Source organism: Pseudoroseicyclus tamaricis (genome assembly GCF_012070395.1).
In the GTDB taxonomy this organism is placed as follows: domain Bacteria; phylum Pseudomonadota; class Alphaproteobacteria; order Rhodobacterales; family Rhodobacteraceae; genus Pseudoroseicyclus_A; species Pseudoroseicyclus_A tamaricis.
On sequence record NZ_JAAFYS010000003.1, the window covers coordinates 450,279 to 464,387 of the forward strand.

Here is a 14,109-nt window from a genome sequence, read left to right on the forward strand (position 1 = left end):
ACCAGAGCGCCAGCCCGCCGGGACGGGCAGGCGCTCGCCCTTCGCCTTTGGCGCGTACCGGGCGGGGGAACAGCTCCAGCGGGTCGCCAATCCAGGCGGTCTCACCGAGCCACCCGTAGGCCGGGCATCAGCCCGCCCGCCCTACCCCGCACCGCCGCTCCATTGACAAGCCTCCGCCCTCCGGCCACCTAGACCGGACGGCCCAGGCGAGACGGCCAAAGCGAGACGGAGCGCGCCCCATGTCCATCCCCCAGTCCGGCGGCGGCCTGATCGAGAGCTTCGATGATCTCGCCGGCTACCTCGAATCCGGCTGCCGTCCCCGCGAGGACTGGCGCATCGGCACCGAGCACGAGAAGTTCGGCTATTGCCGCGACAGCCAGCGCCCGCTGCCCTATGACGGCCCCCGCTCCATCAATGCCATGCTCGAGGGCCTCAAGACCCGCTTCGGCTGGTCCCCCCTCACCGAGGGCGGCCACCTCATCGGGCTGGAGAAGAACGGCGCCAACATCTCGCTGGAGCCCGGCGGCCAGCTGGAGCTTTCCGGCGCCCCGCTCGAGACGATCCACCAGACCTGCGACGAGGTGAACGCCCACCTCGCCGAGGTGAAGGCGGTGGCGGACCATATCGGCGTCGGCTTCATCGGCCTCGGCGCGGCGCCCATCTGGCGGCATGAGGACATGCCGCTGATGCCAAAGGGCCGCTACAAGCTGATGGACGGCTACATGCGCGAGGTCGGCACCCTCGGCACCGCCATGATGCGGCGGACCTGCACCGTGCAGGTCAACCTCGACTTCGCCTCCGAGGCGGACATGGTCCAAAAGTTCCGCGTCGCCCTCGCCCTGCAGCCCGTCGCCACGGCGCTCTTCGCCAACTCCCCCTTCTGGGAGGGCCGGCTGAACGGCCAGAAGAGCTGGCGCGCCCATATCTGGCGGAACCTCGACGCCTCCCGCACCGGGATGCTGCCCTTCGTCTTCGAGGACGGCATGGGCTTCGAGCGCTACGTCGACTGGGTGCTCGATGTGCCGATGTACTTCGTCTACCGGGATGGCAAGTACATCAACGCCCTCGGCCAGTCCTTCCGCGACTTCCTCAAGGGCGAGCTGCCGGCGCTGCCGGGCGAGAAGCCGACGCTCTCCGACTGGGCCGATCATTGCACCACCGTCTTCCCCGAGGCGCGGATCAAGAAGTTCATGGAGATGCGCGGCGCCGATGGCGGCCCGTGGCGGCGGCTCTGCGCCCTGCCCGCCTTCTGGGTGGGCCTGCTCTACGACCAGTCGGCCCTCGATGCGGCGTGGGACATGGTCAAGGACTGGGATGCCGAGACGCGCGACGCCCTGCGCGTCGCCGCCTCCGTCCATGGGCTGCAGGGCAAGGCCAACGGTGTCTCGCTGCGCGTGGCGGCGGAAGAGGCGGTGACCATCGCCGAGAGCGGCCTCAAGGCCCGCGCCCGCCCCGGCGCCGGCGGGCTGATCCCCGACGAGACCCACTTCCTCGCCGCCCTGCGCGAGAGCGTGGAAAGCGGCAAGGCGCCAGCCGACGAGCTGATCGAGCGCTACGAAGGCGAGTGGTCGGGCGACCTCACCCGCATCTACGGCGAGTTCAGCTACTGACCCTGCGGGCCCGGGGCACCGCCTGAGCCAGGCGGAAGGCCAGCAAAGAGGAAGGGCCGGCGCGACGGCCGGCCCTTCCGCGATTTTCAGGCGAGAGGCATCAGTTGCCTCAGTCGTTCTCCGTCTCCATGTCGCCGTCCACCTCGGCGCCCATGTCCTCGGCAACGTCCATATCCATCTCGTTATCGGCGCCGGTCTCCATATCGGCATCGGCGTCCACCTCGGCGCCCATCTCCTCGGCGACGTCCATGTCCATCTCGTTGTCGGCGCCGGTCTCCATGTCGGCATCGGCGTCCACCTCGGCGCCCATCTCCTCGGCGACGTCCATGTCCATCTCGTTGTCGGCGCCGGTCTCCATGCCGGTCTCGAAGACGCCCGAGTACATGCCGTATTCCGTCTCGTCCCAGTCGCCGCTCATGTCGGCGTCATAGGCGCTGTAGACCCCGGCGGAGAACTCCTCCTCGCTGAGGTCGCCGCTGGCATCGGTGTCCCAGGTGGCGAAGTCGGCGCCGCTCCACGGGCCCTCGTCCATCGCCATCTGCTCGTCGTCGCTCATGTCACCGCTCATGTCGGCATCGTAGGCGCTGTCGATCCCGGCGGTGAACTCCTCCTCGGAGATCGTGCCACTGGCATCGCTGTCCCACGTGCCGTAGGCGCCGCCGGCGGAGAAGGAGGTGCCGAACTCCGTCTCGTCGATCATCATGTCGGCGTTGGTGTCGTAATCGCCCATCTCCTGCGCGAAGGTGGGGGCCGCGATCAGGGCGGCGAGTGCCGCCGTCGTGCTGGCAAGTTTGCGAATGGTCATGGTCTTGGTCCTCCTCGGCGGGCCTCCTGCCCGTCATCTGAGGATAAAACCCGCGCCCCGAGCCGGATGTTCCGGCCCGCCGGGCGCACGTCAGCGTGAGACATGCGGAACGGAGGTCCCGCCGGGCCCGGCCCCGCCGAGCGGGTCGCGCCCGTAGCGATTGGGGCCGACGGTGCCCTTGCTCGACAGCCAGACGATCAGCACGATCGCCCCGACCAGCGGGATCACCCAGAGCCACCACCACCAGCCCGACTTATCGAAGTCATGCAGCCGCCGCACCGTGACGGAGAGCGAGGGCAGGAGCGTGGCCAGCCCGAAGATCGAGGTGAAGGGCGTGAAGCGCGACCAGAGGACGATGCCGCCCGCCCCCTCGCCCACATAGGTCGCCGTCTCGCCGAAGAGCGCGAAGTCGACCCAGCCGAGCACGATGCCGGCGAGGAAGCAGAAGAGCACCCACCACCAGAACTCCGACCGCCGCGCCCGGCCGGAGAAGGTGACGTACTTGGAGAAGTTGGTCCTGACCGCCTCGGCGAAGCTCATGGCGCATCCCTCTTCCGGCCCGGAGGCGCTCGTCAATTGAGGCGGGCGACCACGTAATCGGCGAGGTCGGCGAGCATCTGGCGGAGTGGGCCGTCGGGCAGCACCGCCAGCGCCTCTTTCGCCGTCGCCGACCAGCGCAGCGCATCCTCGCGCGCCGCCTGAAGCGTGCCGTGGGCGGCGAAGAGGCGCAGCGCCTCCTCCAGATCTCCCTCCTCCACACGGCCCCGGCCGATGGTGCGGCGCCAAAAGTCGCGCTCGGCGGCGTCGGAGGCGGCAACGGCGCGGATCACCGGCAGCGTCATCTTGCCTTCGCGGAAGTCGTCGCCCCGGTTCTTGCCGATGCCCTCGTCGCCCTCGTAATCGAGCAGGTCGTCGGCGATCTGGAAGGCGAGGCCAAGCGCGTCGCCATAGACGAAGAGCGCCTCTTCCTCCTCGGCCGTCGCGCCGGCGATGACCCCGCCGGCGCGGGTGGCGGCGGAGAACAGCGCCGCCGTCTTGCCGCGGGCGATGGTCTCGTAGGTCTGCGCCGTGACGGAGAGGTTGCGCGAGGCGGTGAGCTGCAGCACCTCGCCCTCGGCGATGGTGGCAGCGGCATTGGCGAGGATGTCGAGCACCCGCATCGAGCCGGTCTCGACCATCAGCTGGAAGCTGCGCGCGAAGAGGTAATCGCCCACCAGCACCGAAGAGGTGTTGTCCCAGAGCAAGTTGGCCGTCGGCCGGCCGCGCCGCTGCTTGCTCTCGTCCACCACGTCGTCATGGAGGAGCGTCGCGGTATGGATGAATTCCACCGCCGCGGCGAGGTTGAGGTGATACTCCCCCTCGTAGCCCATCAGCCGCGCGGCGGCGAGCGTGAGCATCGGGCGCAGGCGCTTGCCGCCGGCCTCGACCAGGTGCGCCGTCACCTCGGGGATGCGGGGCGCGTGCTCGCTGGCCATGCGGGCGCGGATGAGCGTGTTGACCCCGGTGAGATCCTCGGCCAGCTCGGCTGCGAGGCGCTCATGCGGGCGCGTCGGCGTGCTGTCGAGACTCATCGGCACGGGGCCTCGATTGCCGCCCGCGCAGGGGCCGCCTCGACAAGTCCGGCGCCCGGGCCTACCTGCGCCACGATGAAAGAACTTCTGCGCACCAACGATCCTACAATCATCGCCTTCGCCACGGCGCTGCTCGGCGGCGAGGGTATAGACTGCTTCGCGATGGACGTAAATATGAGCGTCCTCGAAGGGTCGATCGGCATCCTGCCGCGCCGTCTTCTGGTGCGTGAGGAGGATCTGACGCGCGCCCAGCGAGTGATGACGGACAATGGCATCGTCCTCTGAGCCGCCGACGACGCGGGACGCCTTCCTCGGCGGCCGCCTGATGCTGCGCCAGCCGGCGCAGGGCTACCGCGCGGGGACGGATCCTGTGCTGCTCGCCGCCGCCGTGCCGGCCGAAGCCGGGCAATCGGTGCTCGACCTCGGCTGCGGCGTGGGCACGGCGCTCTTCTGCCTCGGCGTGCGGGTGCCGGGCCTCCACCTCGCCGGGCTGGAGCTGCAGGCCGCCTACGCGGCACTGGCACGGGACAACGCGGCGCAGAACGGTCTGGAGGCTCAGATCCACGAGGGCGATCTCGCCGCGATGCCGGCGGAGCTGAAGGCGCGGAATTTCTCACACGTCATCGCCAACCCACCCTTCTTCGCCGCCGGCCGCGGCAAGTCGCCGGAGGACCCCGGCCGCGCCACCGGCCGGCGCGAGGAGGCGCCGCTGGCCGAATGGGTGACGGAGGGCGCCCGGCGCCTGGCTCCCGGCGGGCACCTGACGATGATCCTGCGGGCCGAGCGGCTGGCGGAGCTGCTGGTGGCGGCGTCGGGGCGGCTGGGGAGCCCGGTGGTGCAACCTCTCACCTCACGAGAGGGCCGCGCGGCGGAGCGGGTGATCGTGCGGCTGCGCAAGGGCGGACGAGGCGGACTCAAGCTGCTGGCGCCCGTGATTCTCCACGCCGGCCCAAAACATGAGCAGGACCGTGACAGTTTTACGAATGAGGTTGCAGCGGTGCTGCGAGACGCAGCGCCCCTGCATGGCATGGCTTAACCTTGCGTCAACGGGTCGGCGACACGATGCTCATTGAGGGAGGGTTGCCCGGGATCGCGTGACACGGGCGCGATTGCGTGCTGCACTTGCCTTGTGAACCATCATCTCCAGGGAGATCAGGAATGAGCGTCACGTCCCACCTCAGTGAACTGCGCAAGAAGCACGAGCACCTCTCCGACCGCGTGGAGGAGGCTCAGCGCCGCCCCGCGACCGACGATCTTGAGATCGCCCGCATGAAGAAGATGAAGCTGGCCCTGAAGGAGGAGATCACCCGCCTCTCGGCCCACTAGCGCCCCGCCCGGCGGGCGCGGCGACAGATTGCGCTTGCCGGGCGTCACAGGCTGGACGAGCCCTCTGCATTGCGCGGCGACGATTTCCGCGCGGAAATCGTGACGGAAATCGCGAAATTTCCGTTCGCCGGCTGAGTGGTGGGATCTCCAATTTAAGCGAATGCGCTCGCGTCCGGCGCGAGTCGACTGCTGATCGCAGGCTTTGCTCCGATGCGCACCGAGCCTCTCAGCTCCAGCGGCCGAGCGCCTCCTCGTCGGCGTCCGTGGCGTCGACCCAGCTTTCGCCCGTCTCCGTCACTTCCTTCTTCCAGAAGGGCGCGCGGGATTTCAGCCAGTCCATCAGGAATTCCGCCGCCGCGAAGGCATCGCCCCGGTGCGGCGCGGCCGTGGCGACCATCATGATAGGCGCCCCCGGCGGCAGCCGACCGTATCGGTGGATCACCAGCGCCCCCGTCAGCGAGAAGCGGGTGAGCGCCTCCTGGCGCATCGCCTCCGCCGCCGCCTCCGTCATGCCGGGGTAATGCTCCAGCTCCATCCAGCGCAGGCCGCCCGCCACGTCACGGACGATCCCGGTGAAGCTCACCACGGCGCCCGCCCCTGCCTGCGCGGCGGTGAAAGCTTCCACCTCTACGCCAACGTCGAAGGCTTCCGACTGGATACGGGTGGTCATCAGCCGCCTGTCATGGGCGGGAAGAACGCAACCTCGCGGACCCCGGCGAGCGGCGCGTCGAAGGAGGCCAGTTGCTGATCGACGGCGACACGCAGCGCCCGCGTGTCGGCGAAGGCGCTGGCATGCCCCTCACCCCGGGCGCGCAGCTCGTCCACCAGCGCGCCGACCGTGGGCGCGCCGGTCTCGATCTCCTCGCTCGCGGCGCCAATGCGCTCGCGCAGCCATGCGAAGTAGCGCACGTTCATTTCGGCCCCTTCAGGTAGGGCAGCGATTTGCGGAAGTAGTCCCATCCGCTCATCACCGTCAGCAGCGCGGCGACCCAGAGGAGGCCTGTGCCCACCCACCAGGTGAGCCACATGCCGTAATGCCGCCAGCGCAGGCCCAGCTCGTCGGCCATGTCTCCAGCGAGAATGGCATCGGCCGCTCCCGGCTCCAGCCCGCGGGTGGCGACGCCGTAGTAATGCTCGAAGGCGCCGGCGGCGAAGAGCACCGCGATGGCGACCATCTGCGCCGTCGTCTTCCACTTGGCCAGCTTGGTGACCTTGAGCAGCCCGGCCGTGGCGCCGAGGAACTCCCGCAGACCCGCCACGAAGACCTCGCGGAAGAGGATCAGCGTCGCAGGCAGGAGAATCCACGGGTTGAGGCCGGACAGCCCCGTGATGATGAGCAGCGCAATGATGACCATCGCCTTGTCGGCGATCGGGTCGACCATGGCGCCGAAGCGACTCTCCTGTCCCCAGGCGCGGGCGAGGTAGCCATCGAAGAAATCCGTCACCGCCGCCAGCACGAAGAGCGCCAGCGCCACCCAGTCGGCAATCGGCCGGGCGAAGTAAAGGAAGAGGATGGCCACAGCCGGCGCCGCGAACAGGCGCAGGAGGGTCAGAATGTTGGGCAGGCTCCAGATCATGACCGCATACCTAGCGCGGGCAATGGGCGCTGGCCAGTTCCCGGCGCTCGAATCCGCTTGGTACCCCTGATGGGGGCGCCTCAGGGCCGCTCCAGCACCTCCACCGTCAGCACCGTCGGCAGGTGGCGGGCGATCTCCTGCCACGTCTCGCCCTCGTCGAGGCTGGCGAAGACCGAGCCGGAATTGGTGCCGAAGTACACACCCGCCGGCTCCGCCGTATCCCCAGTCATCGCCTGCCGCAGCACGGTGAAGAAGCAGCCCGATTGCGGCAGCCCCTCGCGCTGCGCCGCCCAGCTTTGCCCCCCATCGGAGGAGGACCAGACGGCCGCCGCGCCGTCCAGCGGCACGCGGTTGTCCTCCTCCAGTGGTATGACCCAGAGCTTCTGCGGGTCCCTCGGGTGAACCTGCACGGGGAAGCCGAAGGGCGAGGGCAGCCCCTCGGTGATGTCGTCCCAGCTGCGCCCGCCATCGGCGGAGCGCCAGACGCCATGGTGGTTCTGCTGGTACATCAGGTCCTCGCTGCCGGGCGCGAGGCGGATGTTGTGGACGCAGTGGCCGACATCGCCGCCCTCCGGCCCGGCGGGATGGTTGTGCCCCTCGCGCGCCCTAGCGTTCGACAGCCGGTTCCGGCGCTCCCACGTCTCGCCGCCATCCTCGGTGGCGAAGACGCCGGCGGCGGAGATGCCGACCCACATCTTGGCGGCCGCGTGCGCGTCACTGACGATCGAATGGAGGACGAGCCCCGCCGCGCCGCCGTGCCACGAGTCGGCGGAAGGATGGTCCGTCAGGCCGGAGACCTTCTCCCATGACCGCCCGCCATCGAGGCTCTTCAGCAGGCTCGCCGGCTTGGTGCCGGCATAGAGCACCCCATGGGCGTGGTGGAGCGACCAGATCTGCTTGAAGGCGTCGCCGAAGGGGAGCGGCTCGCCGGTGACGCCGAACATCTCGGCCATGCCCGGCTCGCTCTTGGCCCATTCGTCCATCTGCCCGGAGGTCAGGCGCGTGAGCTCCCAGCTCTGCCCGCCATCCTCCGACCGCCAGATGCCGGCGCCGAAGAAGTCGCCGCCGCCGCCGGCCCAGATCGTCCCCGTCTGGGGATCGCCCGCGAGGTGGTTGATCGGCCAGCCGTTGCAATGTGGCCCGCTGAGCGCCCAGCCGGAGCGATCCGTCCCGCCGGAGAGGAGGAAGGCGCCCTTGGTGGTGCCGACGAGGATGGTCAGGTCCTTGGACATCGGCAATCTCCCTATGCGCGCCCCAGTTTTTAAGTTGATATCAGACTATTTCTCGCCGGGCAATCTCGGAGGCGTCTCCGGGCCGCGCCCGGAACCCTCTCCGCCGTTCCGGATTTGAGCAGCAGAGACAACTGACCGCAGTCACAGACAGGAGCGCGCCATGACCATTCCGGGCCGGCCCTTTCTGCTTGCCGCCGTCCTGGCCACCTCCGCTCTGGCCGGCTGCGACAGCTTCCCGAAGGACCCCGACAACACGACCGAAGAGGTTCAGGAGCGCGGCGCCGTCCGCGTCGGCCTCGTCGGCGGCGGCGAGAGCGAGGCGGAGGAACGGCTCCTCGCCGAGGCCATCGCCAGCGAGGCCGGAGTCACTGTCGAGGCGCGCACCGACACCTCGGAGGCACTGATGTACCTGCTGGAGGAGGGCGAGATTGATCTCGTCATCGGCGAGTTCGCGGATAAGACGCCGTGGTCCGAGCGCGCCGCCTTCACCATCGCCCCCGGCATCGACTCGCCGCCGAAGGACCTGCCGGTCCTCCGTGCCGCCGTGCCGCTGGGCGAGAACCGCTGGCTGATGCTGGTCTCCGAAGCCATGCGAGAGGAGCGCCAGTCATGAACGTCGTCCCTGAAAAGCTGAAACCCGATCTCGCCCATGCCGTGCGCCTCGAATGGTGGACGCTGGGCTGGCAAATCTCCATCGTCGCGCTGATGGCGCTGGTCCTCGGCTCCAGCCAGGCGATGAAGACCGCGTGGATCGAGGATCTCCTCGGCCTCGTGCCGGCGATCGTCTTCCTTCTGGCCGTGCATTTCGAGCACAAGGCGCCGAGCCAGAAGTTCCCCTTCGGCTACACGCGCGTCAACAGCCTCGCCTTCCTCGGCGCGGCGACGGTGCTCGGCTTCATGGGGCTCTACCTGATCTACGATTCGGGCAGCAAGCTCCTGGCGGCGGAGCATCCGACGCTCGGCCCCGTGCATCTCTTCGGCCAGAACATCTGGATCGGCTGGCTGATGATCGCGGCGCTGCTCTATTCCATCGTCCCGCCGGTGATCCTCGGCCGCAAGAAGCAGCCGGTCGCCCGCGCGCTGGCGGACAAGGTGCTTCACACCGATGCTCTGATGCAGAAGGCCGACTGGATGACGGGCGCGGCCGGCATCGTCGGCATCCTCGGCGTCGGGTTCGGCTTCTGGTGGGCGGACAGCGCCGCGGCCCTTCTGATCGCGTTCGACATCCTGCATGACGGCTACCGCGCCACCCGCGTCGCCATGGCGGAGCTGATCGACGGCGCCCCCCGCAAGCTCGGCGGGCCGGCCATCTCCGACGACGCCAAGGCGCTGCGCGACCATCTGGCGGAGCGCTTCCCCGGCGCCGACGTGCGCCTGCGGGAGACGGGCCGCTACATCTGGGCGGAGGTGCATGGCATCCCCTCCCCGCCCGATCTTGCGCCGAAGGAGAGCTACTGGGCGGGCGACCCGGAGAAATCCTGGCGCCTCGCCGGCCTCTCCTTCTCCCCCTGAGCCGCCGCCCTCTCGGCGAGCAGCACCAGCCGCGGCTGGTGGCGGGCGCGGTAGAGATACCGCGCCCAGGCGGCGAAGAGCGGCGTCATCACTCCCGCCTCGATCTCGATCCGGTCAGAGAGCCGCGCGCCCCCGCCGGGCAGCGGTGTGAGCCGAAGCGTGTGATCCCACCGCTTGACCCCCGCCCCACGCTCGGCGGGCGCAGGACCATGGCGTCCTCGTCGCACTCCAGCACCTCCATCCGGTAGGGCTGCTCGGGCAGCCGACCGAAGAGGCTCACGCCCACCTCGACGACCTGCCCCGTCTCCGTCCGCCCCTTAGGTAGGCCGGAGAAGCGCATCCTCCCCTCCATCACCCGCGACAGCGCCCCGTAATCCGTCGCCACGGCCTAGACCGCCTCCGGCGGATAGGCATAATCGTGGCTCAGTTCGACAACCCGCGCTGCCCCTCTCCCTCTCGCTTGTCCCGAAATATCCTCGGGGGGGCGCCGAAGGCGCGGGGGGCAGACAGCCCCCCTATCCCGCTCACATCCCCTGCCAGACGCTCAGGATGTGCCGCGCCACCATCAGGTCCAGATGCGCGCCGCCGCCATTCTTGAAGAGGGTGATCTCGTCCCCCTCCCGCCGGAAGGCCGGCAGGTCGTAGTAATCCGCCACCAAGTCCCCCTCCCCCAGCACGCCGGCCTCCATCGGCAGCGCCAGCTCCCCGGTCTCCCCGGCGGTCTTGCGCGAATCGACGAAGAGCCGCCCCGCGGCGATCGCCGCATCATCCACCTCCCGCATGTCGGGCCGGTAGGCGCCGATGAGGTCGAGATGCTGGCCGGGCCGGAGCCACGCGCCCCGGATCAGCGGCTCGGTGGACATGGTCGCCGTCGCGACGATGTCCGCCCCTCGCACCGCCGTCTCCAGATCCTCCGCCACCGCCGCGCCGGTCTCGGCCGCGAGCGCCTCCGCCCGGCCCCGCGAGCGGTTCCAGAGCGTGAAGCGCGCCTCGGGGAAGGCAGCGCCGTAGGCCCCAACCAGCGAGGCGGCGACGGTGCCGGCGCCGACGATCAGGATGTCCCGGCTCTCCGGCCGCGCCAGCCTCCGGGCGGCAAGGAGCGAATCGCCCGCCGTCTTCCACTTGGTGACGAGGTGGAAATCCACCATCGCCTCCAGCTCGCCCGTCGCGTCGGAGAAGAGGGACGTCGCGCCGCCGACGCTCGGCAGCCCCTTCTCCCCGTTGCCCGGGAAGACCGTCGCCGTCTTCACGCCGATCCCCAGCCCGTCGATCCAAGCGGCGCGGGAGAGAACGGTGTCGCCCCCGCGGCGCAGGATGACATCCTCCACCTCCGCCCGCGGCCCCGCGTGGCCGGCGGCGATGGCATCGGTCAGCGCCAGCCAATCCAGCCCGCGCTCGCCTTCCTCGAAGGAGATGACCGGCAGGCTCACGCCGCCTCCTCCGCCGTCAGCAGCCCTTCCTCCACCAGCTTGGCGGCAAGGCCGGAGGGGCTGTTGAAGAGGTGGGTGTGCCAGCCGCGCGAGGCGGCCATCTCGATATTGTCCGCCCGGTCGTCGGTGAAGAAGAGCCGCTCCCCCGCCAGCCCCAGCTCCCCCTCGACATGGGCGTAGATCGCGCCGTCCGGCTTGGCCATGCGCAGCGGGCCGGAGAGGAAGACGCGGTCGAACTCCTCGAAGAACGGGTAGTTATCCGCCGCGATGGCGAAGGTCTCCTCGCCGATGTTGGAGAGGATGTGGCAGGGCACGCCCTTGCGCTTGAGCGCCCGGAACAGCCGCACGGAGCGGTCGATGACCGGCGAGGCGATGTCGGCCCAGCGATCATGCCAGAGCATGATGGCGGTGGCGTGGTCGGGGTTGGCGGCGGCCACCTCCTCGATCACGTCGCGAAAGGCCTCGCCGCGATCCACCCGCTCGTTCATGGCGTGCAGGTCGACCTCCTCGAACATCGCCCGCCGCGCTTCCTCGCCGATCTCGGCATCGTAGAAGCGCTCCGGCTGCCACTCGATCAGCACGTTGCCGACGTCGAAGACGACGGCCGCGATCCCCTCGCTCATGCCGTGCCCTCCGCTCCGGTCGCGAGGCCGGTGTCCGCCCCGTAATCGGCGTCGGTCACCTCGCCGAGCCAGGAGACGGTCTCGCCGTCCTCGGCCTCCTGCACGGCGATATGGGTCATCGGCTGGTCGGGCGCGGCGCCGTGCCAATGCACCTCGCCGGCGGGGAACCAGACGGTATCGCCCGCCCGCACCTCCTCCACCGGGCCGCCCTCGCGCTGGACGCGGCCGATGCCGGCGGTGATGAGGATGGTCTGGCCGAGCGGATGCGTGTGCCAGAAGGTCCGTGCCCCCGGGCCGAAGGTGACGTTGAGAAACGTCGCCCGTCCCTGCCCCTCGGCCTCGGCCAGCCACTCCATCCAGACGGTGCCGGTGAACCACTCGGGCGGCCCGGCCTTGGCCGGCTCATGGCCGGCGCGGATGATCTTCATGCTGTGCTCCCTTCGGGCTGTCGGCGGCAGAGTGACGGGGCCGGAGTGGGAGGTCCACCCCTTCCCGCGAGAGGCGGGGCGGGCCGGCCGGGGCCGGCCCGCATGGGGGCTCTGCCCCCACACCCCCGAGGGTATTTTTGGCCAGATGAAAAGGGATCCGGGACAGCTGCGTGGCCGGGCGCACAGCCCTGCACTCGGGAGCGAGCCGCTGCCCTGGCGCGCGGGGGTGGGCGGGCGGGAGCGCGGCAGGGCAGCGGCGGGGGGCGGCCGGGCGGGCGGCTACCCCTCGGCGAGGAGGGCGGCGAAGACCGGCTCCGGGTCCTCCACCTCGACGAGGCGACGGCCCTCGATCACCCAGAGGCGGCTGGCGACGTTGCGGATGAAGCTGCGGTCGTGGCTGACGATGAGGCAGGTGGCCTCCTTGTCCAGCAGCTCCTCCTGCAGCGTCTCCTGCCCGTCGATGTCGAGGTGGTTCGTCGGCTCGTCGAGCAGGTAGAAGTTCGGCTGCTGGAGCCGCAGAACCAGCATCGCCAGCCGTGCCCGCTGCCCGCCGGAGAGGGCGGGAAGCGGCGCCTTTTGCTGATCGGGCGTCAGGCCGGCGCCGGCCAGCAGGCTGCGCGCCCGGTCGTCGCCCACGTCGAACCGGCCGTTGATCGTGCCGAAGGCCGTGCCCGCGCCGTCGATCTGACCCAGATCCTGCGCCGAGTGGCCCAGTACCAGCGTCGCCGCGGCGCGGATCGTCTCGTCCTCGCCCCGGATGGCGCCCAGCACCCGGTTGACCAACTGCGTCTTGCCCGCCCCGTTCGGCCCCATCAGCACCACCCGGTCGCCCCGCTCGATCCAGGCCGGCCCGAAGCGGTAGAGCGGCCGCCCGCCCGGCGCCTCCACTGTCGTCTCGTCGAAGGAAACCAGCGCCTTGGCATGCGTGCCGGCATTGGCGAGGCGGATGAGGCCGGCGCCCCGCTCGCGATGGGCCGGCCGGGCCCCCTCCTCCAGCGCCGCGGCGCGCTCGGAGAGCTGCTTGGTCTTGGTCAGAAGCAGGTCGGAGCCGGAGTTGATTCCGATGTTCTTCAGCTTCGCGGCCTGCCGGCGGAGAGAGGAGGCCTTGCGCATCTCGTTCTCGAAACGCCGGCCGTCGGCGGCATCCTGCTCGTCCAGCGCCGCCAGCGCCGGGGAATAGGGGAGCGCAAAGCTGCGGCTGCGCTCGGGGCGCAGGAACAGCGTGTGCGTTGTCACGGCGTCGAGGAAGGCGCGGTCGTGGCTGGCGATCACCAGCGTCAGCCCGGCGGAGAGCACCCAGCGCTCCAGCGCGCCGATGCGGGCGAGGTCGAGGTGGTTGGTCGGCTCGTCCATCAGGAGCAGGTCGGGCTCCCCCACCACGGCGCGGGCGAGCATCGCCAGCCGCTGCCAGCCGCCGGAGAGGGCAGAGAGGGGTCCCTCCGCCGCCTCGATGGAGAAGCCGAGATCGGCCAGCGCCACGTCGGCGCGCCAGCCTTCGTACTCCGCCGCCTCGGGGCCCAGCCCCTCGGCGACCAGCTCGCGCACCGGGCGCGGATCGTCGGGGATTTCCTGGGCGAGATGGGCGATCTTCAGGCCGCGGGCGCGGGTGATGTCCCCCGCCGTCGGCTCCTCCTCGCCCGAGATCAGGCGCAGGAGCGTGGATTTGCCGTGGCCATTGGCGGCGACGAGGCCGAGGCGCTCGCCCTTCTCGAGCGAGAGATCGAGGCCGGAGAACAGCGGCAGGCCGCGGGAGTGGGAGAGGTCCTTCAGGGTGAGGAGAGGCATGGCAAGGCTCTTTTCGACAGGTCAGGCGTTCAGGCGCAAGGCACCCGGGAACAGGACCGAAAGAGCGGCAGGCGATCTCTCAGCCCTGCGGAGGAAAGGTCCGCAGGGCACAGACAGGGCCGCGTGTGCGGTGATGCACGGGACGCAATTGCACGTCCGAAGCTCCTCTGCCGTAGGTTGCCGTCACCGACCTGTTACCGCCGCCGGGCC

At 70.0% G+C, this 14,109-nt stretch carries 18 protein-coding genes; 6 read left to right on the forward strand and 12 right to left on the reverse strand.

The genetic code is table 11. The annotated features are described in order from the left end of the window. Positions 1 to 239 precede the first annotated feature (239 nt). Positions 240 to 1,610, forward strand: coding sequence for a glutamate--cysteine ligase (locus tag GY170_RS13960; protein WP_163894664.1), 1,371 nt, complete (start codon positions 240 to 242; stop codon positions 1,608 to 1,610). A gap of 109 nt (positions 1,611 to 1,719) precedes the next feature. Here the strand turns inward: GY170_RS13960 and GY170_RS13965 are convergent, their stop codons facing one another. The 3 genes from GY170_RS13965 to GY170_RS13975 all read right to left on the reverse strand — a co-directional run bounded on the left by GY170_RS13965 (position 1,720) and on the right by GY170_RS13975 (position 3,986). Next, the gene (locus tag GY170_RS13965) at positions 1,720 to 2,415 is read right to left on the reverse strand and encodes a midas domain-containing protein (RefSeq protein WP_163894666.1); all 696 of its coding nucleotides are present in this window, start codon (positions 2,413 to 2,415) and stop codon (positions 1,720 to 1,722) included. 90 nt (positions 2,416 to 2,505) lie between these two features. Next, positions 2,506 to 2,955 (reverse strand): DUF805 domain-containing protein, encoded by a 450-nt coding sequence (locus tag GY170_RS13970; protein ID WP_163894668.1) that lies wholly within the window; start codon positions 2,953 to 2,955, stop codon positions 2,506 to 2,508. 32 nt (positions 2,956 to 2,987) lie between these two features. After that, complete coding sequence (locus GY170_RS13975) at positions 2,988 to 3,986, reverse strand: polyprenyl synthetase family protein (RefSeq protein ID WP_163894670.1); 999 nt, start codon at positions 3,984 to 3,986, stop codon at positions 2,988 to 2,990. 75 nt (positions 3,987 to 4,061) lie between these two features. Between GY170_RS13975 and GY170_RS13980 the strand changes: the two genes are divergently transcribed. From GY170_RS13980 to GY170_RS13990, 3 genes are all read left to right on the forward strand, one after another. After that, positions 4,062 to 4,271 carry a putative signal transducing protein gene (locus GY170_RS13980; RefSeq protein WP_163894672.1) on the forward strand — a complete coding sequence of 70 codons (210 nt, stop codon included), beginning with the start codon at positions 4,062 to 4,064 and terminating at the stop codon, positions 4,269 to 4,271. Next, positions 4,255 to 5,022: a tRNA1(Val) (adenine(37)-N6)-methyltransferase gene (locus tag GY170_RS13985; RefSeq protein WP_163894674.1), complete on the forward strand. Its 768-nt coding sequence runs from the start codon at positions 4,255 to 4,257 to the stop codon at positions 5,020 to 5,022. Before GY170_RS13980 ends, GY170_RS13985 begins: the two co-directional genes overlap by 17 nt. Positions 5,023 to 5,144: 122 nt before the next feature. Continuing rightward, on the forward strand, positions 5,145 to 5,312 hold the full coding sequence (locus GY170_RS13990) for a YdcH family protein (protein ID WP_163894676.1): 168 nt from the start codon (positions 5,145 to 5,147) through the stop codon (positions 5,310 to 5,312). A gap of 226 nt (positions 5,313 to 5,538) precedes the next feature. On the opposite strand, the gene GY170_RS13995 is transcribed toward GY170_RS13990, so the two are convergent. From GY170_RS13995 to GY170_RS14010, 4 genes are all read right to left on the reverse strand, one after another. Continuing rightward, complete coding sequence (locus GY170_RS13995) at positions 5,539 to 5,982, reverse strand: molybdenum cofactor biosynthesis protein MoaE (RefSeq protein ID WP_163894678.1); 444 nt, start codon at positions 5,980 to 5,982, stop codon at positions 5,539 to 5,541. Beyond that, on the reverse strand, positions 5,982 to 6,227 hold the full coding sequence (gene moaD / locus GY170_RS14000) for a molybdopterin converting factor subunit 1 (protein ID WP_163894680.1): 246 nt from the start codon (positions 6,225 to 6,227) through the stop codon (positions 5,982 to 5,984). Before moaD ends, GY170_RS13995 begins: the two co-directional genes overlap by 1 nt. Beyond that, on the reverse strand, positions 6,224 to 6,889 hold the full coding sequence (gene pgsA, locus GY170_RS14005) for a CDP-diacylglycerol--glycerol-3-phosphate 3-phosphatidyltransferase (protein ID WP_163894682.1): 666 nt from the start codon (positions 6,887 to 6,889) through the stop codon (positions 6,224 to 6,226). The genes moaD and pgsA overlap by 4 nt, the downstream gene beginning before the upstream one ends. Positions 6,890 to 6,969: 80 nt before the next feature. Then, entirely contained in the window at positions 6,970 to 8,121 is a 1,152-nt protein-coding gene (locus GY170_RS14010) for a WD40/YVTN/BNR-like repeat-containing protein (RefSeq protein ID WP_163894684.1), read from the reverse strand. A gap of 160 nt (positions 8,122 to 8,281) precedes the next feature. Here GY170_RS14010 and GY170_RS14015 point away from each other — a divergent pair, with 160 nt between their 5' ends. Together GY170_RS14015 and GY170_RS14020 are read left to right on the forward strand one after the other, a co-directional pair. Continuing rightward, positions 8,282 to 8,734 carry a hypothetical protein gene (locus GY170_RS14015; RefSeq protein ID WP_163894686.1) on the forward strand — a complete coding sequence of 151 codons (453 nt, stop codon included), beginning with the start codon at positions 8,282 to 8,284 and terminating at the stop codon, positions 8,732 to 8,734. Continuing rightward, positions 8,731 to 9,633 (forward strand): cation diffusion facilitator family transporter, encoded by a 903-nt coding sequence (locus tag GY170_RS14020; protein ID WP_163894688.1) that lies wholly within the window; start codon positions 8,731 to 8,733, stop codon positions 9,631 to 9,633. The genes GY170_RS14015 and GY170_RS14020 overlap by 4 nt, the downstream gene beginning before the upstream one ends. Before the next feature lie 88 nt (positions 9,634 to 9,721). Here GY170_RS14020 and GY170_RS14025 read toward each other — a convergent pair whose 3' ends face one another. The 5 genes from GY170_RS14025 to GY170_RS14045 form a co-directional block, all read right to left on the reverse strand. Continuing rightward, complete coding sequence (locus GY170_RS14025) at positions 9,722 to 10,018, reverse strand: hypothetical protein (protein WP_163894690.1); 297 nt, start codon at positions 10,016 to 10,018, stop codon at positions 9,722 to 9,724. Between the two features lie 139 nt (positions 10,019 to 10,157). Further along, positions 10,158 to 11,063, reverse strand: coding sequence for an ornithine cyclodeaminase family protein (locus tag GY170_RS14030; protein WP_163894692.1), 906 nt, complete (start codon positions 11,061 to 11,063; stop codon positions 10,158 to 10,160). Further along, positions 11,060 to 11,686, reverse strand: a complete 627-nt coding sequence (locus GY170_RS14035; protein WP_163894694.1) for an HAD-IA family hydrolase — start codon at positions 11,684 to 11,686, stop codon at positions 11,060 to 11,062. The genes GY170_RS14030 and GY170_RS14035 overlap by 4 nt, the downstream gene beginning before the upstream one ends. Next, positions 11,683 to 12,114 carry a (R)-mandelonitrile lyase gene (locus GY170_RS14040; protein WP_163894696.1) on the reverse strand — a complete coding sequence of 144 codons (432 nt, stop codon included), beginning with the start codon at positions 12,112 to 12,114 and terminating at the stop codon, positions 11,683 to 11,685. The genes GY170_RS14035 and GY170_RS14040 overlap by 4 nt, the downstream gene beginning before the upstream one ends. Before the next feature lie 279 nt (positions 12,115 to 12,393). Continuing rightward, entirely contained in the window at positions 12,394 to 13,899 is a 1,506-nt protein-coding gene (locus GY170_RS14045) for an ABC-F family ATP-binding cassette domain-containing protein (protein WP_163894698.1), read from the reverse strand. Positions 13,900 to 14,109: the final 210 nt, after the last annotated feature.